Below are 18,623 nucleotides of genomic sequence, written 5' to 3'. Positions count from 1 at the left end.
CCCGAGGGCTCCCGGGTGTGCCCGGGGCGCGCGCCCGTCGCGGCTACCGTGGTGCGGGTGACCGTCGTCCTGGCCCGCGAGGAGTGGCGTGGGCTCGAGCGGGCCCACGCCGAGCGGGTCGACGCCGCGACCGCGGGCCACCGCACGCGTCGCGCCGACGGGCGGGCACACCCCGTCGAGGACTTCCTCTTCCGCTACTACAACCACTCCCCCGCGAAGCTGCGCCGGTGGCACCCCGGTGCGGGTGTGCTGCTCGAGGGTGCGGCCCAGACGGAGCGGGCCGGGTGGCGGCACCACGAGGTCGTCGGTGACGGCGTGCGGCTGGACCTCGCGTCGTTCCTCGGGGCGCGGGGCGGCACGGTCTCGTTCGTCCGTGGGCTGCTGACGGCCACGCTCTCGCGGCCCCCGCACCTCGGGTGCTTCGGGCTGCACGAGTGGGCGATGGTGCACCGGCTACCGGCCGACGACGTCCGCCACACCGGATGGCCGTTGCGCCTCGGCCCGCGGGGCACCGACGAGGTCGTCGAGCGGCACGCGGTGCGGTGCTCGCACTTCGACGCCTACCGCTTCTTCACCGAGTCGGCCGCCCCGCTCAACCAGCTGCGGCCGACGCGCGAGGAGCAGATCGCGCACGAGCAGCCGGGGTGCCTGCACGCGGGGATGGACGTCTACAAGTGGGCGTTCAAGCTCGCGCCGCTCGTCCCGAGCGACCTGACGGCGGACGCGTTCGACCTGGCACGCGACATCCGCGTCCTCGACATGCAGGCCTCGCCGTACGACCTGGTCGAGCTCGGGTACGAGCCGGTCCGCATCGAGACGTCCGAGGGGAAGACCGAGTACCTGACGCGGCAGCGTGAGTTCACGGTCCGGTCGAACGCGTTGCGGCGCAGGCTCGTCCAGGTGCTCGAGCAGGGAGTCGCGGGCTCAGGCGGCGGTCGCGAAGAACCAGTCGATGCGTCGCTCGAGCACTGAGCCGCCTCGCTCGTCGGCGCCCGGTGGTGGGTGCGGTTCGCTCCCCCAGCCGAGCAGGGGCGGTGCGAGGGAACGGTAGGAGTGCCCGGCCGGGGTGCGGGTGACCAGCTCGTGGGGTGAGCCGCGTGTGACGGTGACGAACCAGCCGGGCGCCTCCTTGACGAGGTTGCAGCGCAGGCACTTCCCGTTGCCGTTCCAGGCGCTGGTGGGCCCGCCGTCGTGGGCAGGGTGGGCGTGGTCGGCCTGGACGATCGGTGCGTCGCAGAACGGGGTGGTGCAGACGTCGTCGCGCAGCACGAGCATCCGGCGCAGCCCCCCGAGGAAGGTGCGGCGGCGGGAGTCCATCGCGACGAGGTCCCGCCCGTCGGGCGTCGTGTAGAGCCGGCGCAGCCACACGGACGCGGGGCCGGCACCTCGGACCCAGGCGCGGGCGACCGGCGCCGGCACCGACCCGTGGCCGGGGACGCGCCCGGGCTCGTCGAGCGGGCGGTCGGCGTCGCCGGTGCCGAGGAGGGCGCGGTCGGTCATGACGAGCTGCACCTCGACGGGCTGCACCTGCCCGTCCGCACGCCCGGAGAGCAGGCGCAGGGCGGTGTCGGCGCTGACCGCACCGACGCCCCGCCCGTCGGGCGCCTCGTCCTCGCACTGCCCACCGACCACGCTCCTGGCCCGGCGCAGGAGGGCGGCGTGCGCGCCGACGACCTCGTCCAGGGGTCCGAGCACCGTGAGGTAGGCCATGCCGTCGGGAGCGGGACGAACGCTCACCCGCCGGCTCCGCACCGCGGCCTCCATCCGGCGGACGACGGACGCGGCGTCCAGCTCGGCGGCCACCCGGGCGGCGGCCCGGCCGGCCGCTCGCGCGGAGAGTCGCGGGAGCGCGTCGGCGATGCGGCGGTCGACCTCGGCCCGGTCCTCGCGGGTCAGCGTCGCAGTCTCGCGGACCACCTCGACCGCGGCCCACTCGCTCGTCGTCCCGTCGGTGAGGGCAGCCATCAGGCAGGGCATCTCGTGCACGAGCGCCCGCGCGAGGCCGACGTACCGGTCCCCGCGGCTCGGGGCCTCGCGGCGGGCGAGGGCGACCTCCGAGCCCACCGAGCGGGCCACGTCGTGCGGCGCCACCACCTCGCGCGAGCGGCGGAGCGCGTCCGTGGCGCGGGCCTGGCAGGCCGCCGCCGCGGCCTTGAGCCGCTCCAGCTCGGCGACCAGCGCGACGCGCTCGTGGTCCGTCACGGCCCCGGCGTCGAGGGTGGCCAACGCGGCACGCAGGGAAGCGACGACGTCCGCGGGCGCAGCGGCACTTCCGCTGTCCTGCACCGAGATCGCGCCCATCGGTCGCCCCCTTTCCCTGTGCTCCACACTCTAGGAGAAGCCACCGACAACGGGGTCCGGGCCCGGCGAGGTCGACCAGGGGAAGATGGGGAGCTGAATGGTGAGACAGTCACGCCGGGAATCCGACCGTGGACCGCGCCGTGGATGGCTGTCACGATCGGGGGGTGATCCTCGACCGACTCGTCCCAGCGCTCGCGGCGGTGTGTGCCGGCTCCCTGCTCGTCGGCTGTGCGTCCGACTCGGGTCAGGTCCTGGACGCCGACGGGGTCACGGTGCTCGTGGCGGAACGGACCGACTCCGGGGACGACGCTCTGCTCTCGGGACGCCTCACGGACGTCGGCGGGTGCCTGGGCGTCGACGAGACGGTCGTCGTGTGGCCCGCCGGCACGTCGGTCACCACCGACGGCCCGGCGACGGTCCACGTGCCCGGCCGGCCGTCGGCCGCGCTCGGCGACCCGATGGAGGTCGGTGGCGGCGTGGCGCTCGAGCCGGGCGAGGAGCGCACCGACCACCGCGTCGCCGGTGTCGTCGTCCCCGCGGCCTGCGCCGCGCAGGGTGTGTGGGTGGCGTCTCCCGCCTCGTGACGGGCGTCCGCGCACCCGACGATCGACCCCGTCCCGCATCGCGGACCGCGTGGAACCCGTGCGCATCCGAACCACCATCGGCCGCGACGCGGTGCGAGGGTCGAGGCCATGGCCAGCACCGACCACCACGTCAGCACGTCGCACGACCGCCCAGGGGAGGCGTCGCCCGAGGCCGTCACGAAGGCTCGCAAGGCTGTCGTCGCCTCCTCGATCGGCAACGCCCTCGAGTGGTTCGACATCATCGTCTACTCGAGCTTCGCGGTCGTCATCAGCGAGCTGTTCTTCCCCGAGGTCTCCGGTTTCGCCGCGCTGATGCTCACCTTCCTCACCTTCGCGGTGTCCTACCTCATCCGCCCGCTCGGCGCCGCGGTCATCGGCAACTGGGCCGACCGCCACGGGCGCAAGCGCGCCCTGTCGATGACCATCCTCACGATGATGGTGGGCACGGGCCTCATGGCCGTCGCCCCGACCGCAGCCGTTGTCGGACCCGTCGCGGCCGGCCTCTGGCTGCTCGCCTCCCGTCTCGTGCAAGGGTTCTCGGCCGGTGGTGAGTTCGGGACCGCGACGACCTTCCTCGTCGAGTCGGCGCCCGACCGACGCGCCTTCTACGGCAGCTGGCAGGTGGCGACCCAGGGCGCGGCGATGTTCCTCGCCTCCGCGTTCGGCTTCGGGCTCACCACCTTCCTGTCCCGCGACGCGCTCTACACGTGGGGCTGGCGCGTGCCGTTCTTCGTCGGGATGCTCATCGGCCCGGTCGGCTGGTACATCCGCCGCAAGATGGACGAGACCGCCGACTTCGAGCACGCCGAGAAGCTCGACTCCCCGCTGGGCTCCACGGTCAGCACGCACCTCGGCCGCCTGCTCGCGGCGGCCGGCGCCGTCGCGCTCGCGTCGATCTCGGTCTACCTCATCCTCTACATGCCGACCTTCGCGGTGAAGAGCCTCGACCTGCCGGGCTACGCGGGCTTTCTCGGCGGGATGATCGCCGGCGTCGTCACCCTCGTCGGCACCCCCTTCGTCGGGCGGCTCGCCGACCGCGTCGGCCCGGCCCGCGTCATGACCGTCGCCGCCGTCGCCGGCCTCGTCGTCGCGTGGCCCCTCTTCCAGCTGCTCGTCGCGGTGCCGACCGTCGCCGTCCTCACGGTCGTCCAGGTCGTGTTCGGCGCGGTCATGGCCTCGTACTTCGGCCCCCTGCCCGGTCTGTACCACGACCTCTTCCCGACCAACGTGCGCACGACCGGGATGGCCGTCGGCTACAACCTCGGTGTCCTCGTCTTCGGCGGCTTCGCGGGCGCGATCTTCACGTTCCTCATCGACCGCACGGGCAGCCTCTCGGCCCCCGCGTTCTACTTCATGGCGGTGGCAGCGCTGTCACTCGTGACGATCACCGTGTGCCGCAAGCGCTTCCATCTGGCGTGAGAGGTCACGGCCCGGACACGGACCGCTCCCACCTGTTGCCCTGAGGCCCACCTGCACCTAGGGTCGCTCCACCGGCTGTGACCCAGGTCACCGTCGGGCACGGCACCCAACGGAGGGAGAGCGGGCCGATGCGACTGCGACGACTCACGGGCCTGGGGGTGGTCGCGGCCTCGGTGGCGGCGCTCGCGGCCTGCAGCGACGGCGACGGCGGCACTCCCGTCATCAACGTCTACGGCAGCACCTCCGACGCGGGGTGGAGCAAGATCCTCGACGCCTGCAACACCGCCGCCCAGGGCCGCTACACGATCCGCCCCAACCTCATCCCCAGCGACGCCGACAGCCAGCGCGAGCAGTTCGTCCGCCGGCTCGCGGCCCGCGACGAGGGCATGGACATCCTCGGGATGGACGTCACGTGGACCGCGGAGTTCGCGGAGGCCGGGTGGATCCGCGAGCTGACCGGCGAGCAGGCGCAGGCCGCCACGGACGGTGTGCTCCAGCAGCCGATCGACACCGCGACGTGGAAGGACAAGCTCTACGGCATCCCGCGGACGACCAACGTCCAGCTCCTCTGGTACCGCAAGTCGCTCGTGCCCGACGCGCCGACGACGTGGCAGCAGGTCGTCGACCGGGCCCAGCAGCTGAAGTCCGAGAACAAGCCCTACGTCATCGGCCTCACCGCCGCGCAGTACGAGGGCTACGTCGTCGGCTTCAACACGATCCTGTCCTCGCTCGGCGGCACGCTCGTCAACGAGGACAGCACGAAGCCGACCGTCGACGAGCGGACGGTCGAGGCGCTCGGCATCCTCAAGAGCCTCGCCACCGACGGGCTCGCGAGCGCCTCCCTCTCCAACAGCCAGGAGCCCGAGGTCTTCGCCCAGATGCAGAACGGCCAGGCGGCGTTCGCCATCAACTGGCCGTACATGCTCTCGGCGATGCGCGAGGCCAACCCCGAGGTCGCCGACGACCTCGGCTGGACCAAGCTCCCGCAGTTCAAGGAGGGCGAGCCCGCCCGCGCCACGCTCGGCGGGATGAACTACGCGATCAGCACCTACAGCACGCACCCCGACCTCGCCTTCGACGCCGCGATGTGCCTGCGCAACCCCGAGGCCGAGCTCAACGGCGCCCTCGACGCCGGCAACGTCCCGGTCCTGAAGGAGGTCTTCGACGACCCCGAGTTCCAGGAGGCCTACCCGATGTACGAGGACATCCTCGCCGAGCTCGAGACCGCCGTCCCGCGGCCCAAGACGCCTCTCTACCAGAACATCTCGACCATCGTGTCGTCGACGTTGTCGCCACCGTCGCAGATCGACCCACAACGCACGGCCGACACCCTGCGCACCGAGATCCAGGACGCCATCGACGGCAAGGGGATCCTCCCGTGAGCACCCAGACGCCGCCGGCGGTCGCCGCTCCCGAGCCCGACGAGGGCCTCGTCATCGCCCGCAAGCGCGCCAGCGAGGGCCGTCGCGCCGAGCAGCGCCTGGGGCTCATGCTCTGCGCCCCCGCCGTGCTCGTCATGCTCGCGGTCGCGGCCTACCCCATCGCCTACGCGATCTACCTGTCGTTCTTCAAGGCCGACCTGCGCAAGCCGGACGCCAACGAGTTCGTCGGCCTCTCGAACTACGTGACCGTGCTGACGAGCCCGATCTGGTGGCAGTCCTTCGGCATCACGATGTTCATCACCGTCATCGGCGCCGCCGCCGAGCTCGTGCTCGGGATGCTGCTCGCGCTCGTCATGCACCGCACGCTCGTCGGCCGCGGGCTCGTGCGCACCTCGGCCCTCGTGCCGTACGCCATCGTCACCGTCGTCGCCGCGTTCTCGTGGCGGTTCGCGTGGACGCAGGGCATCGGGTGGCTGGCGGGCGACTCGGCACCGCTGACGGACCGATGGCCCTCGATCTGGATCATCATCCTCGCCGAGGTCTGGAAGACGGTGCCCTTCATGGCGCTGCTGCTCATGGCCGGGCTGGCGCTCGTCCCCGAGGACCTCCTCAAGGCGGCGTCGATGGACGGAGCCAGTGCGTGGCAACGGTTCTGGCGCGTCACGGTCCCGCTCATCAAGCCGTCGATCCTCGTCGCGCTGCTCTTCCGCACGCTCGACGCCTTCCGCGTCTTCGACAACATCTTCGTGCTGACCGGGGGCAGCAACGACACCTCGTCGGTGTCGATGGTGGCCTACAACAACCTGATCCGCGGGCTCAACCTCGGCATCGGGTCGACGATGGCGGTGCTCATCTTCATCACCACCGCGATCATCGCCTTCCTGTTCGTCAAGCTGTTCGGGGCCGCGGCCCCGGGAGGGAGCGGGTCCCGATGACTGCAGTCCCCATCACCCCCCGGCGGCGCATCGGCTGGAGCGCGGCCAACGCGATCGTCCTCGTCTACGCCTTCGTCCCGATCATCTGGATCATCTCGTTGTCCCTCAAGGGCGACGACACCCTCAACGACGGCAACTTCCTGCCGCTCAACCCGGACACCACCGCCTACCGCGACATCTTCCGGAACAGCGACTTCATCCGGGCGCTGGTCAACTCGATCGGCATCTGCCTCATCGCCACCGGCATCGCCCTGACGCTGGCGACGATGGCCGCCTACGCCATCGCCCGGCTCGAGTTCCCCGGCAAGCGGGCGATCGTCGCGACGTCGCTGCTCATCTCGATGTTCCCCCAGATCGCCCTGGTGACACCGCTGTTCAAGATCGAGACGGCGATCGGCATCTTCGACACCTGGCCCGGGCTGATCCTCCCGTACATCACGTTCGCGCTCCCGCTGGGCATCTACACCCTGTCGGCGTTCTTCCGCGAGATCCCCTGGGAGCTCGAGAAGGCCGCCCAGATGGACGGCGCGACGCCCTACCAGGCGTTCCGCCGGGTCATCGCCCCGCTCGCCCTCCCGGGCGTCTTCACGACGGCGATCCTCGTCTTCATCGCCTGCTGGAACGACTTCCTCTTCGCGATCTCGCTCACCTCGACCAACTCGGCGCGCACCGTGCCCGCCGCGATGTCGTACTTCACCGGCGCGACGACGTTCGAGAAGCCCACCGCGGCGATCGCGGCCGCCGCCGTCGTCATCACCATCCCGATCGTCCTGTTCGTCCTGTTCTTCCAGCGGCGGATCGTCGCCGGCCTCACCTCGGGAGCGGTCAAGGGCTGACGCCCGCGACCCGGACCACGAAGGAGCACCCCATGGCAGAGATCGTCCTCGACCACGTCGTCAAGCGGTACCCGGACGGCGCCCTCGCCGTCGACGACCTCAACCTCGAGATCCGCGACGGGGAGTTCATCATCCTCGTCGGGCCCTCGGGCTGCGGGAAGTCCACGACCCTCAACATGATCGCCGGGCTGGAGGACATCACCCAGGGCGAGCTGCGGATCGACGGCCAGGTCGTCAACGACAAGGCGCCCAAGGACCGCGACATCGCGATGGTCTTCCAGTCGTACGCGCTCTACCCGCACATGACCGTCGCCGAGAACATGGCCTTCCCGCTCGTCCTCGCCAAGGTCGACCAGAAGACGATCGACCAGAAGGTCGGCGAGGCCGCCGAGATGCTCGAGCTGACCAACCACCTCGACCGCAAGCCGGCCAACCTCTCCGGCGGGCAGCGCCAGCGCGTCGCGATGGGCCGCGCGATCGTCCGCAGCCCCAAGGCCTTCCTCATGGACGAGCCGCTGTCCAACCTCGACGCCAAGCTCCGGGTGCAGATGCGCACGCAGGTCTCGCGCATCCAGAAGGCCCTCGGCACGACGACCGTCTACGTCACGCACGACCAGACCGAAGCGATGACCCTCGGCGACCGCGTCGTCGTCATGCGCGGCGGCATCGTCCAGCAGGTCGGCTCCCCCACCGAGCTCTACGAGCACCCGACCAACCTGTTCGTCGGCGGCTTCATCGGCAGCCCGTCGATGAACTTCCTCCCGGCGACGATCGAGGGCGACCGGCTGCAGACCGGCCTCGGCGAGCTGACCGTCCCGGACGCCGTCCGCCGCGCCGTGCAGGAGTCGAGCAGCAAGCAGGTGCTCATCGGGCTGCGCCCCGAGCACTTCGAGGACGCCTCCCTCGTCGGCGACAAGCCGGGCGCCACCGTCACGGTGCCGGTCGACCTCGTCGAGTCGATGGGCTCCGACGTCTACGCCTACTTCACCGTCCAGGGCGAGCAGGTCACCTCCGGCGACCTCGAGGACCTCGCGAAGGACACCGGGCAGGACATGGTCGGTGAGGGCACGACGGTCACGGCGCGGCTCGACGCCGCGGCGCGCGTCCGGGCCGGGCAGGAGGCCGAGCTGTGGGTCGACACCTCGAAGATGCACGTCTTCGACGTCGGCAGCGGCCGCAACCTCACCGCCGGCGTCGGCGAGCACGCCGACGCCTGACGCGCGTCAGCGGGGCGGCACCTGCGCGCGGACCAGCCCGTAGGTGACCGACTCGACGAGCGCGTCCCAGCTCGCCTCGAGGATGTTCGCCGCGACCCCGATCGTCGTCCACGACGTCGTGCCGTCGGAGGTCTCGATGAGCACGCGCGTCACGGCGTCGGTGCCGTGGGCGGCGTCGAGGATGCGCACCTTGTAGTCGATGAGCTCAAGGCCGGCGAGCTCCGGGTAGGTGGTGGCGAGCGCGGCCCGCAGCGCGTGGTCGAGCGCGTTGACCGGCCCGTTGCCCTCGCCGGTCTCGACGTGCCGCTCCCCCGCCGCGCGCACCTTGACGGTCGCCTCGGACAGCGCGTCCTCGTCGCCGCGGGCGTCGGTGATGACCCGCCACGACTCGGTCTCGAAGAACGCGGGCAGGCCGCCGTCGAGCTCGCGGCGCAGCAGCAGCTCGAAGCTCGCGTCGGCGGCGTCGAAGGTGTACCCGCGCAGCTCCTTCTCCTTGACGGCGGCGAGCACCCGGCGCAGCGTCGCGGCGTCGTCCGCGTCGGAGGCGTCGAGGTCGAAGCCGAGCTCGCGGGACTTCAGCTCGATGGACGCGCGCCCGGCCATGTCGGAGACGAGCATCCGCATGTCGTTGCCGACGTGCTTGGGGTCGAGGTGCTGGTAGAGGTCGGGGTCGACCTTGATGGCGCTCGCGTGCAGGCCGGCCTTGTGCGCGAACGCGCTCGAGCCGACGTACGGCTGGCGCGAGTACGCCGGCACGTTGGTCACCTCGGCGATGGCGTGCGCGATCCGGGTCGCCTCCTGGAGACGGTGCGGCTCGAGGAGCGTGCGACCCTGCTTGAGCTGGAGGTTGGCGACGACGGTCAGCAGGTCGGCGTTGCCGGTGCGCTCCCCGTAGCCGTTGACCGTGCCCTGCACGTGCGTGGCGCCCGCGTCGACGGCGGCCATCGAGTTGGCGACGGCGCAGCCGGTGTCGTTGTGGCAGTGGATGCCCACGCGCGCGCCGGTCGTGCGGACGACGTCGTCGACGATGCCGCCGACCTCGCCGGGCAGCAGCCCGCCGTTGGTGTCGCAGAGTGCGGCGACCTCCGCGCCGGACTCCATCGCGGCCCGGACGACCTCGAGGGCGTAGTCGCGGTCGGTGCGGTAGCCGTCGAAGAAGTGCTCGGCGTCGAGGAAGACCCGGCGGCCCTCCCCGACGAGGAACGAGACGGTGTCGCGGACCATCTCGAGGTTCTCGACGAGCGTCGTGCGCAGCGCGCGCTCGACGTGCCCGGTGTGCGACTTGGCGACGAGCGTGACGACCTGCGCCCGGCTGTCGAGGAGCGCGCGCACCAGCGGGTCGGTGTCGGCACGGCCGCCGGCCCGGCGCGTGGCGCCGAACGCAGCGAGCGTGGCGTTGCGCAGCCGCAGGTCGCGGGCGGCCCGGGCGAAGAACTCGGTGTCCTTGGGGTTGGCCCCCGGCCAGCCGCCCTCGATGTAGCCGACCCCGAGCTCGTCGAGGTGCGCCGCGATCGCCATCTTGTCGGCGACGGAGAGGTTGAGCCCCTCCTGCTGCGCCCCGTCACGCAGGGTCGTGTCGTACACGTGCAGGTCGGTCATCGGATCCATCCGCGAGTCAGGCCGGTCTCCCGGCGCCCGTGCCCCGGCCCGTGCGGGCCGGGGCGTCGACGCGTGGTGCTTCGTGCTCCATCATCGCCTCGCCGGTGCCCGGTCGCCCGCGGGGGTGGGCGGTCGACCGTCTCCGTCGGTCCGGCCGCACCCTCCCGGGTGACGTCCCTCCCAACGAAAAGACCTCCCGGGGTGCGGGAGGTCTGCGCGACGAGGAAGTGCTCTCGTCGCGCTACACGATGATGATCGCGGTGGTGGCCGCGTCACGGAACGTCACGAGCCCAGCGTGGCACGGGGCCGGGCGGGCGGCCAGCACCCGTCCACATCGTGGCGGCGACGGACGGCTCGATGTCACCGGGCCCTCCTACCGTGGCGGGATGAGGTACGGGCTCGAGCTCCCCTGCGGAGGCGACGACGTCCCGGCCGACCTGCTGGTCGAGCTGGGTGTCGAGGCCGAGCGCGCCGGCTGGGACGGCGTCTTCCTCGAGGACTACCTGGAGTACTACCGCGGTGAGAACCCCTCGACCTCCGACCCCTGGCTGGTCCTCGCCCTCGTGGCGGGACGGACGCAGAAGGTCACCCTGGGGACGACGGTCACCGGGCTGCTCGCGCGGGACCCCGTCGGGCTCGCCCGGGGGGCCATGACCCTGCAGGCCCTCTCCGGCGGGCGCGTGGTGCTCGGGGTGGGTGCCGGCGACCCCGGCGAGCGCGGCGCAGCGCTGAACCCGTTGTGGGACACCACCCGCGCGCGCGGTCCCCAGGTGGACGAGCGTCTCGACCTGCTGCTCGGACGGCTGTCTGGGCGGGTGCCCGTCTGGGTGGGCGGCAGCACCGAGGCCGGGGCGGTGGCCCGGCGGGCGGCCCGCGTCGACGGTGTCGTGCCCTACAAGCTCGCCGACACCGGGCGGTGGAGCGACCACACGACCGAGGACGTGCTCCGACTGCGCGAGGCGGTGGCGCGGCACCGCCGGGAGGCCGGCCGGGCGGACGCACCCCTCGACGTCGCCATCGGTGGACGGCGTCGGCTGTCCTCGATGGAGGCCGAGCGCGCCGCCGTCGACGCCGCGGCCCGGGGCGGTGCCACGTGGTGGCTGGAGTTCGTCCACCCGGGCCCGGCGGAGGAGATGCTGGCCGCGGTCCGTCGCGGCCCGGTACGGGCCACGGGCCGGGGTCCGGGCTGACCCTCCGGGGCCGGGGCGGTGCTCAGGCTCGCACGGGGAGGGCGGCCGCCGCCTCCCACCACGGGTCGAGGCCGGGCGGGTCCGCCACGTCGACCCGGTCGCCGACGCGCGGGACGGCGACCTGGACGCCCTCGGTCGCCGCGGCGACGAGCAGGCGCTCGACCGGCTCGGCCCACGGGTGCGGGGCGAGCACGAACGTGCACCAGTGGATCGGCAGCAGCAGGCCGCCGCCGAGCTCGACGGTCGCGCGGACCGCCTCCTCGGGGTCGAGGTGGATGTCGCGCCACGCGGCGTCGTAGGCGCCGACGGCCATGAGCGAGACGTCGAACGGGCCGTGCTCGGCCCCGATCCCCGCGTAGCCGTCGAAGTAGCCGGTGTCGCCGCTGAAGAAGACGCGCCCGCCGGGGCCGGCGAGCACCCACGACGCCCAGAGCGTCCCGTCACGGCGCAGGCCGCGACCCGAGAAGTGCTGTGACTCGACCGCCGTCACCCGCACGCCGCGGACGTCGTGGCCCTCGCCCCAGTCGCACTCGACGACCCGCGCCCCGGGCACGCCCCAGACGTCGAGGTGCGCGCCGATGCCGAGCGGCACGACGAAGACCGCGTCGGTGCCCGCGGCGAGCGCCTGGATGCTCGCCATGTCGAGGTGGTCGTAGTGGTCGTGCGAGATGACGACCGCGTCGATCCGCCCGAGCGCCTCGAGGGGCACGGGCGTCGCGTGGAGGCGTCGGGGCCCGACGTGCTGGCTCGGCGAGCAGCGCTCGCTCCACACCGGGTCGAGGAGGAGGCGGACCCCGTCGAGCTCGACGAGCGCGCTCGCGTGGCCGAACCACGTGACGTGCAGGCCCTCGGTCGCGGGCTCCCGGTGCGCGCTGACGACGGGGATGGGCCCCGCCGGCCGGCGCGTCTCGGCGTTGGCCCGGTAGCGCTCCAGCACGTCGCGCTGGCTCGTCGGCATCGACGCCGTCCCGCGGCGGCGGTTGTGGAAGGCGCCCGCACGGTAGTGCGGCGAGCGCCGCATCCGCTCGAGGCGGACCCCGTCCGGTCGGGCCCCCATGGCGGCGCCCACGCCGCGCCCGGCGGCGGCGAGGGCCCCGAGGGCGCTCGCGGCGCCGGCGGCGACGGCCAGTCTGTTGAGTCGGCTCACCGGCCCATTGTCACCCCGGCGTCAGCCGGTGGCGGTCTCGTCCACCCTGTCGAGACAGAACCGGGCGATGGCGGCCCGGTCGCGCGCGAGCGCGGTGAGCGCCGGCGAGGGCTCGGCGCCGAGGTGCTCCGAGGGCAGGCTCGACAGCCCGGTGAGCAGGAGGTGGTGCAGGGCGTGACCCCGGGCCACGACCTCCGCGGGCACGTCGCAGCCCTCCTCGCGCAGCCCCGCGACGTAGGCCGCGCGGTGGGCGGCGTCGCGACCGGCGAGGTCGCCGGCGGGCGCTCGGCCGGTCTGGACGTCACCGACGAGCAGCTGGCCGAGGTCGGCGCCGGCCGGCATCGGCATCCAGTAGCCGTAGTCGACGAGGACGAACCCGTCGACCCCTCGCACGGCGAGGAGGTTGTTCGGGCAGGCGTCCCCGTGGGCGGGCAGGTGCGGCAGGGCCATCGCCTCCTCGACGAGCTCGCCCGCGCGCCCGGCCGCCTCGAGCAGCCGCCCGCGCAGGTCGGCGTCGAACGCGTCGGCGACGAGCGGGTGGCGCCACACGCCGTCGTCCCGCAGCATCGGCACGACCTGGTGCGCCAGGCGCCCGTCGCGGTAGTCGCGCAGCGTGAACCGGACGCCGCCGACGCCCGCCAGCGGCGCGACGCGCGGGCTGCCCGACAGGCGGCCGAGCAGGCGCGCGGCGCGGGTCGACCGGTGCCCGTCCCACGGTTCGTCGACGACGTCGAGCTCCTCGAGCCAGACGGCGCACGACAGGTCGTCGAGGTCACGGACGGCGATCGCGGCCGGCATCGTCAGCCCCGCCGGCAGCCGGTGGGCGAGGTCCGAGCGGTAGGCGAGCGGCTCGGTGCGCCAGGGCACCCCGGCGGCCGCCACCGCCCGCAGGTGCTCGGGCACCTGCGCGAAGAGCGGCGAGCGCTCCCAGGCCTGGACGACCTTGACGAAGAGCCGGAAGGGCCGCTCCCCCTCCGACGTCACGAGCGTCCCGCGCACGAGGTGCCGCGACCGCGTCGTGATCGCCACGAGGTCGTAGGCGAACTCGCTCACCTCGACGTCGCGCACCGCGGCCGGGCCGTCGAGCGCGAGGTGGGCAGCGAGCATCCGGGCGAGCTCGTCGTCGTCGACGGCGGCCGGGCCGAGGGCGTCGGTGGCGACCATGCCCCCTCCTCGTAAAGTCGGTTTACCACCCAGACGGTAAAGTGACTTTGTGACCGACGTCAAGGAGATCCTGCCCGAGCTGCTGGGGCGGCTCTTCGGACGCCTGCGGTCGGAGGTCGCGAGCCTGCTCGGTCCCGGGCTGCGCTTCTCGCACGTCCGGGTCCTCGACGCGGTGCCGGCGGAGGGCGCCAGCGTCACCGCCCTCGCGGAGCGCCTCGGGATGACCAAGCAGGGCTGCGGCCAGTTCGTCACGCAGCTCGAGACCGCGGGCCTCGTGCGCCGCGACGCCGAGCCGGGCGACCGCCGCGTGCGCCGCGTCCGGCTCACGCCCGAGGGCGAGCGGCTCCTCGCCCGAGCCCGGGACGCCATGGCCCGGGCCGAGGAGACCTTCGCCGCCGAGGTGGGTCCGCGGCGCTACGCCGGCTTCCGCCGGGTGCTCGAGGAGCTCGGGCGCGACGCCCGCGCCTGAGCCCCGGTCCCGCTCAGGGCCGGAGCGCCGCCACGTCGGCGGCCGCGCGGACGAGCGCGACGAACAGGTCGGCGAGCTCCCCCTCCTCGGCGTGCCACTGCACCCCGAGGCGGAAGCGGGCCCGCGGGTCCTCCATCGCCTCGAGCGTCCCGTCGCCGTGCCACGCCGCCGGCACCCAGCCCGACCCCTCCAGGGAGGACGCGAGCACCGCCTGGTGGTGGTAGGTCGGCACGTCGAGCGGCAGCTCGCCGACGACGGACGCGAGGAGGCTCCCCGGCACCGGGTCGACGTGGTGCGAGGTGTAGACGCCGGGGCTCGGGCAGTGCGCCTCGTGCCCGACACGGTCCGGCAGGTGCTGCTCGAGCGCCCCGCCGTCCGCGACCGCCATCACCTGCATCCCCCGGCAGATGCCGAGGACCGGCAGGTCGACCTCCCCGGCCGCCCGGACCAGGGCCGTCTCCCAGGCGTCGCGGTCGGGCCGCGGCGCCTGGGAGGTGGGGTGCGGCTGCGCGCCGTAGCGGCCGGCCTCGACGTCCGCTCCCCCGGCGACGACCAGACCGTCCACCCGCTCGAGCACCGTTCGGGCGAGCGGCGCGTCGACGTCGGGTCGCGGGGGCAGGACGACGGCCACCCCACCCGCCGCCTCGACCTGCGCGACGTACCGGTGCGGCAGGACGACGCTGCGCTGTCCCACCCAGGGGTAGCGGTCGACGTCCTCGACGTAGCAGGTGATCCCGATGACCGGGCGGTGGGTGGGCACGGCCGGGCTCAGAGCGGCGTGACGTAGGCGCCCGAGATGCCACCGTCGACGAGGAAGGTCGAGGCGGTCATGAAGCTCGACTCGTCCGAGGCGAGGAAGAGCACCGCGTTCGCCATCTCCTCCGGCTCGCCGAAGCGACCCATCGGCACGTGGACGAGGCGGCGCGCGGCGCGCTCGGCGTCCTTGGCGAACAGCTCCTTGAGCAGCGGCGTGTTGACCGGGCCCGGGCAGAGGGCGTTGACCCGGATGCCCTCGCGGGCGAACTGCACGCCGAGCTCGCGGGTCATCGACAGGACGCCGCCCTTGGACGCGGAGTACGAGATCTGCGACGTCGCCGCCCCCATGACCGCGACGAAGCTCGCCGTGTTGATGATCGAGCCGCCGCCCTGCTCGCGCATCATCGGGATGACCGCCTTGCAGCAGAGGTAGACCGAGGTGAGGTTGACCTCCTGCACCCGGCGCCACGCGTCGAGGTCGGTGTCGAGGATCGAGTCGTCGTCGGGCGGGCTGATGCCCGCGTTGTTGAAGGCGATGTCGACCCGGCCGTGCTTCTCCTTCGCCGTGGCGAACAGGGCGTCGACGTCGTCCTTGGACGCGACGTCGCAGTGCACGTACGTGCCGCCGATCTCGGCGGCGAGCGCCTCGCCCGCCTCGTCGGCGAGGTCGGCGACGACGACGGTCGCGCCCTCCTCGGCGAAGCGACGCACGGTCGCGAGGCCGATGCCGGAGCAGCCGCCGGTGACGACGGCGACCTTGCCCGCGAGCCTGCCTGACATGTTCTCTCCTCGGTGCTGGGTGGTGCGGTGGGTGGTCGGGTGGAGCGGCGCTCAGTCCTCGGTCGAGATGAAGACGTTCTTCACCTCGGTGAACGCGTCGAGGGCGTCGGGCCCGAGCTCGCGGCCGATGCCGCTCTGCTTGAACCCGCCGAAGGGCGTGGAGTAGCGGACGGACGAGTGGCTGTTGACCGAGAGGTTGCCCGCCTCGATGCCCCGCGAGACGCGCAGGGCCCGGCCGACGTCGCGCGTCCAGATCGAGCCGGAGAGCCCGTAGGCGCTGTCGTTGGCCATTGCGACGGCCTCTGCCTCGTCCTCGAAGGGCAGGACGGCGACGACGGGCCCGAAGACCTCCTCGCGCCAGATCCGGTCCTCGGTGCCCGAGGGCAGGACGACGGTCGGCGGGTACCACCAGCCGGCGCCCTCGGGAGCGCTGCCCCGGAAGGCGACGTCGACCGCGTCGTGCCCGTCGGCGCCGTCGACGTAGCCGCGGACGGTCTCGCGCTGGCGCTCGCTGACGAGCGGGCCCATCTGGGTCGCCTCGTCGCCCGGGTCGCCGACGACGACGTCGCGGACGGCGGTCTCGAAGCGCTCCATGAACGCGTCGAGGACGCTGCGCTGCACGAGGATCCGGGTGCGGGCGCAGCAGTCCTGGCCGGCGTTGTCGAGGAAGCTCATCGGGGCCGCGGCCGCCGCCTTGTCGAGGTCGGCGTCGGCGAAGACGACGTTGGCGGACTTGCCGCCGAGCTCGAGCGTCACGCGCTTGAGGTGCTCGGCGGCGCCGCGCATGATGCCCTGCCCGACCCGGGTCGAGCCGGTGAAGGCGATCTTGCGGACGTCGGGGTGCGTGACGAAGCGCTCGCCGACGACGGCGCCGGCGCCGGGCAGCACCTGCAGCACGCCCTCGGGAAGGCCGGCCTCGAGCGCGAGCTCGCCGATGCGCATCGCGGTGAGCGGGGTGAGCTCGGCCGGCTTGAGCACGACCGTGTTGCCGGCGGCGAGCGCGGGGGCCATCCCCCAGCCCATGATCGGCATCGGGAAATTCCAGGGGACGATGATGCCGACGACGCCCAGCGCCTCGCGGAAGGTCACGTCGAGGCCGCCCGCGACCGGGATCTGCCGGCCGAAGAGGCGTTCCGGAGCGGCGGAGAAGTAACGCAGGACGTTGACGACGTTGCCGGCCTCCCAGCGGGCGTTGCCGATGGTGTGCCCCGCGTTGCGGACCTCGAGCCGCGCGAGCTCCTCGGTGTGCTCCTCGACGAGGTCGGCGAAGCGCCGCAGGAGCATCCCGCGGTCGGCGGGCGCGACGGCGCGCCAGGCCGGCCCGACCTCGACGGCCCGGGCGACCGCGGCGTCCGTCTCCTCGACGCCGGCCAGGGTGACCGTGGTGACGACCTCCTCGGTCGCCGGGTCGATGACGTCGTGCGTGGTGGTGCTCATCGCTGGGTGCTCACAGCCTCTCGAATCCGCGGACCCGCTCCCAGTCGGTGACCGCCGCGTTGAACGCGGTGATCTCGACGTCGGCGGCGTTGACGTAGTGGTCGACGACCTCGTCGCCGAACGCGGCGCGGGCCACCGCGCTGTCGGCGAGCAGGTCCCGCGCCTCGGCGAGGGTCGTCGGGACGTGGTCGTACTCGCCCGTGTAGGCGTTCCCCTCGCAAACCGGGGGGAGCTCGAGGCCCTCGCGGATGCCGTGCAGGCCGCCGGCCATCATCGCGGCCACCGTGAGGTAGGGGTTGACGTCTCCGCCGGGGACGCGGTTCTCGACGCGCAGGCCGGCGCCGTGGCCGACGACGCGCAGGGCGCAGGTGCGGTTGTCGGTACCCCACGCGACAGCGGTCGGGGCGAAGGACCCGGCGGCGAACCGCTTGTAGGAGTTGATGTTCGGCGCATAGAAGTAGGTGAGCTCGCGCATCGTCGCGAGCAGTCCGGCGAGGAAGTGGTCGAAGAGCTCGGAGCGACCGCCCTCGCGGTCGTCGTCGGCGAAGACGATCTCGCCGTCGGTGCCGCGCAGCGAGAGGTGCACGTGGCACGAGTTGCCCTCGCGCTCGTCGTACTTCGCCATGAAGGTCAGCGACTGCCCGTGCCGGGCCGCGATCTCCTTGGCCCCGGTCTTGTAGACGGCGTGGTTGTCGCAGGTGCGCAGGACCTCGTCGAAGAGGAAGCCGACCTCGTGCTGGCCGAGGTTGCACTCGCCCTTGGCCGACTCGACCGTCATCCCGGCGCGGTACATCTCGTTGCGGATCTCGCGCAGGACCGGCTCGACCTTGCTGCCGCCGAGGATCGAGTAGTCGACGTTGTAGCGGTTGGCCCCGGTCAGGCCCTGGTAGCGCCGGTCCCAGGCGCTGTCGTAGGAGTCCTCGAAGAGGATGAACTCGAGCTCGGTGCCGGCGAAGGCGCCCCAACCGTCCTCCTGCGCCGCGGCGACCTGCTTCTTGAGGATGGTCCGCGGCGACTGCACGACCTCGCCCGAGCCGTCGAGCCACGACAGGTCGCACTGGACGGTGACGGACCCCGGGTGAGCCGGGGTCCGCCGCAGCGTCGACAGGTCGAGGTCGAAGAACATGTCGCCGTAGCCGCGCTCCCACGACGAGATCGCGTAGCCCCCGACGGTGTTCATGTCGACGTCGACGGCGAGGAGGTAGTTGCAGCCCTCGGTCCCGCCGTCGAGGACGTGCTCGAGGAAGAAGGCCGCGTGGATCCGCTTGCCCTGCAACCGTCCCTGCATGTCGGTGAACGCGACGATGACGGTGTCGACGGTGCCGTCGGCCACGTCGGTCCGCAGCTGCTCGAGGGTCAGGCGCGGCGGTCCGCCGAGGTGGGTCGGGGTCGTCATGGTCGTCCTCC

17 protein-coding genes are annotated in these 18,623 nt (G+C 72.9%); 9 read left to right on the top strand and 8 right to left on the bottom strand.

The features are described 5' to 3' along the window. Positions 1–51: 51 nt before the first annotated feature. Positions 52–972, top strand: a complete 921-nt coding sequence (locus tag KMZ30_RS01790; protein WP_372447487.1) for a 3-methyladenine DNA glycosylase — start codon at positions 52–54, stop codon at positions 970–972. Here the strand turns inward: KMZ30_RS01790 and KMZ30_RS01785 are convergent. Next, entirely contained in the window at positions 925–2,301 is a 1,377-nt protein-coding gene (locus KMZ30_RS01785) for a 13E12 repeat family protein (RefSeq protein ID WP_215511129.1), read from the bottom strand. The genes KMZ30_RS01790 and KMZ30_RS01785 overlap by 48 nt on opposite strands. A gap of 164 nt (positions 2,302–2,465) precedes the next feature. Here KMZ30_RS01785 and KMZ30_RS01780 point away from each other — a divergent pair, with 164 nt between their 5' ends. The 6 genes from KMZ30_RS01780 to KMZ30_RS01755 all read left to right on the top strand — a co-directional run bounded on the left by KMZ30_RS01780 (position 2,466) and on the right by KMZ30_RS01755 (position 8,674). Continuing rightward, positions 2,466–2,885 (top strand): hypothetical protein, encoded by a 420-nt coding sequence (locus tag KMZ30_RS01780; RefSeq protein WP_215511128.1) that lies wholly within the window; start codon positions 2,466–2,468, stop codon positions 2,883–2,885. Positions 2,886–2,993: 108 nt separating this feature from the next. Then, positions 2,994–4,304, top strand: a complete 1,311-nt coding sequence (locus KMZ30_RS01775) for an MFS transporter (RefSeq protein WP_215511127.1) — start codon at positions 2,994–2,996, stop codon at positions 4,302–4,304. Between the two features lie 128 nt (positions 4,305–4,432). Continuing rightward, complete coding sequence (locus tag KMZ30_RS01770; RefSeq protein ID WP_215511126.1) at positions 4,433–5,686, top strand: ABC transporter substrate-binding protein; 1,254 nt, start codon at positions 4,433–4,435, stop codon at positions 5,684–5,686. After that, the gene (locus tag KMZ30_RS01765) at positions 5,683–6,621 is read left to right on the top strand and encodes a carbohydrate ABC transporter permease (protein ID WP_030527908.1); all 939 of its coding nucleotides are present in this window, start codon (positions 5,683–5,685) and stop codon (positions 6,619–6,621) included. Before KMZ30_RS01770 ends, KMZ30_RS01765 begins: the two co-directional genes overlap by 4 nt. Continuing rightward, entirely contained in the window at positions 6,618–7,457 is an 840-nt protein-coding gene (locus KMZ30_RS01760; RefSeq protein ID WP_215511125.1) for a carbohydrate ABC transporter permease, read from the top strand. The genes KMZ30_RS01765 and KMZ30_RS01760 overlap by 4 nt, the downstream gene beginning before the upstream one ends. Before the next feature lie 32 nt (positions 7,458–7,489). Further along, positions 7,490–8,674, top strand: coding sequence for an ABC transporter ATP-binding protein (locus tag KMZ30_RS01755; RefSeq protein WP_215511124.1), 1,185 nt, complete (start codon positions 7,490–7,492; stop codon positions 8,672–8,674). A gap of 6 nt (positions 8,675–8,680) precedes the next feature. On the opposite strand, the gene cimA is transcribed toward KMZ30_RS01755, so the two are convergent. After that, on the bottom strand, positions 8,681–10,273 hold the full coding sequence (gene cimA, locus KMZ30_RS01750) for a citramalate synthase (protein ID WP_215511123.1): 1,593 nt from the start codon (positions 10,271–10,273) through the stop codon (positions 8,681–8,683). A 386-nt stretch (positions 10,274–10,659) separates the two neighbouring features. On the opposite strand from cimA, the gene KMZ30_RS01745 reads away from it, so the two are divergent. Next, entirely contained in the window at positions 10,660–11,463 is an 804-nt protein-coding gene (locus KMZ30_RS01745; protein WP_215511122.1) for an LLM class flavin-dependent oxidoreductase, read from the top strand. Between the two features lie 22 nt (positions 11,464–11,485). Here KMZ30_RS01745 and KMZ30_RS01740 read toward each other — a convergent pair whose 3' ends face one another. Continuing rightward, positions 11,486–12,610 carry an MBL fold metallo-hydrolase gene (locus KMZ30_RS01740; RefSeq protein ID WP_308279524.1) on the bottom strand — a complete coding sequence of 375 codons (1,125 nt, stop codon included), beginning with the start codon at positions 12,608–12,610 and terminating at the stop codon, positions 11,486–11,488. A gap of 21 nt (positions 12,611–12,631) precedes the next feature. Continuing rightward, positions 12,632–13,774, bottom strand: coding sequence for a phosphotransferase (locus KMZ30_RS01735; RefSeq protein ID WP_215511121.1), 1,143 nt, complete (start codon positions 13,772–13,774; stop codon positions 12,632–12,634). 49 nt (positions 13,775–13,823) lie between these two features. Here KMZ30_RS01735 and KMZ30_RS01730 point away from each other — a divergent pair, with 49 nt between their 5' ends. Next, positions 13,824–14,243 (top strand): MarR family winged helix-turn-helix transcriptional regulator, encoded by a 420-nt coding sequence (locus KMZ30_RS01730; protein WP_215511120.1) that lies wholly within the window; start codon positions 13,824–13,826, stop codon positions 14,241–14,243. A gap of 13 nt (positions 14,244–14,256) precedes the next feature. Here the strand turns inward: KMZ30_RS01730 and KMZ30_RS01725 are convergent, their stop codons facing one another. From KMZ30_RS01725 to KMZ30_RS01710, 4 genes are read right to left on the bottom strand one after another with little or no spacing between them, the layout of a single operon-like run. Beyond that, a complete protein-coding gene (locus KMZ30_RS01725; protein ID WP_215511119.1) occupies positions 14,257–15,003 on the bottom strand; it encodes a gamma-glutamyl-gamma-aminobutyrate hydrolase family protein in 747 nt (248 codons plus the stop codon). An 8-nt stretch (positions 15,004–15,011) separates the two neighbouring features. Next, the gene (locus KMZ30_RS01720) at positions 15,012–15,779 is read right to left on the bottom strand and encodes a 3-oxoacyl-ACP reductase (RefSeq protein WP_030527902.1); all 768 of its coding nucleotides are present in this window, start codon (positions 15,777–15,779) and stop codon (positions 15,012–15,014) included. A gap of 51 nt (positions 15,780–15,830) precedes the next feature. Beyond that, a complete protein-coding gene (locus KMZ30_RS01715) occupies positions 15,831–17,216 on the bottom strand; it encodes an aldehyde dehydrogenase family protein (RefSeq protein ID WP_215511118.1) in 1,386 nt (461 codons plus the stop codon). 10 nt (positions 17,217–17,226) lie between these two features. Then, positions 17,227–18,612: a glutamine synthetase family protein gene (locus KMZ30_RS01710; protein ID WP_215511117.1), complete on the bottom strand. Its 1,386-nt coding sequence runs from the start codon at positions 18,610–18,612 to the stop codon at positions 17,227–17,229. Positions 18,613–18,623 lie beyond the last annotated feature (11 nt).

Origin of the sequence: Phycicoccus mangrovi, assembly GCF_018729305.1 — a bacterium.
GTDB lineage: Bacteria > Actinomycetota > Actinomycetes > Actinomycetales > Dermatophilaceae > Phycicoccus > Phycicoccus jejuensis.
The sequence above is the reverse complement of the archived record's forward strand: the minus strand, read 5'-3'. Positions and strand labels throughout refer to the sequence as shown.

Coding starts and splice junctions, on each gene's coding strand:
- KMZ30_RS01710 (WP_215511117.1), bottom strand. CDS start 18,612: ATGACGACCCCGACCCACCTCGGCGGACCGCCGCGCCTGACCCTCGAG.
- KMZ30_RS01755 (WP_215511124.1), top strand. CDS start 7,490: ATGGCAGAGATCGTCCTCGACCACGTCGTCAAGCGGTACCCGGACGGC.
- KMZ30_RS01720 (WP_030527902.1), bottom strand. CDS start 15,779: ATGTCAGGCAGGCTCGCGGGCAAGGTCGCCGTCGTCACCGGCGGCTGC.
- KMZ30_RS01760 (WP_215511125.1), top strand. CDS start 6,618: ATGACTGCAGTCCCCATCACCCCCCGGCGGCGCATCGGCTGGAGCGCG.
- KMZ30_RS01785 (WP_215511129.1), bottom strand. CDS start 2,301: ATGGGCGCGATCTCGGTGCAGGACAGCGGAAGTGCCGCTGCGCCCGCG.
- KMZ30_RS01775 (WP_215511127.1), top strand. CDS start 2,994: ATGGCCAGCACCGACCACCACGTCAGCACGTCGCACGACCGCCCAGGG.
- KMZ30_RS01735 (WP_215511121.1), bottom strand. CDS start 13,774: ATGGTCGCCACCGACGCCCTCGGCCCGGCCGCCGTCGACGACGACGAG.
- KMZ30_RS01770 (WP_215511126.1), top strand. CDS start 4,433: ATGCGACTGCGACGACTCACGGGCCTGGGGGTGGTCGCGGCCTCGGTG.
- cimA (WP_215511123.1), bottom strand. CDS start 10,273: ATGACCGACCTGCACGTGTACGACACGACCCTGCGTGACGGGGCGCAG.
- KMZ30_RS01715 (WP_215511118.1), bottom strand. CDS start 17,216: ATGAGCACCACCACGCACGACGTCATCGACCCGGCGACCGAGGAGGTC.
- KMZ30_RS01745 (WP_215511122.1), top strand. CDS start 10,660: ATGAGGTACGGGCTCGAGCTCCCCTGCGGAGGCGACGACGTCCCGGCC.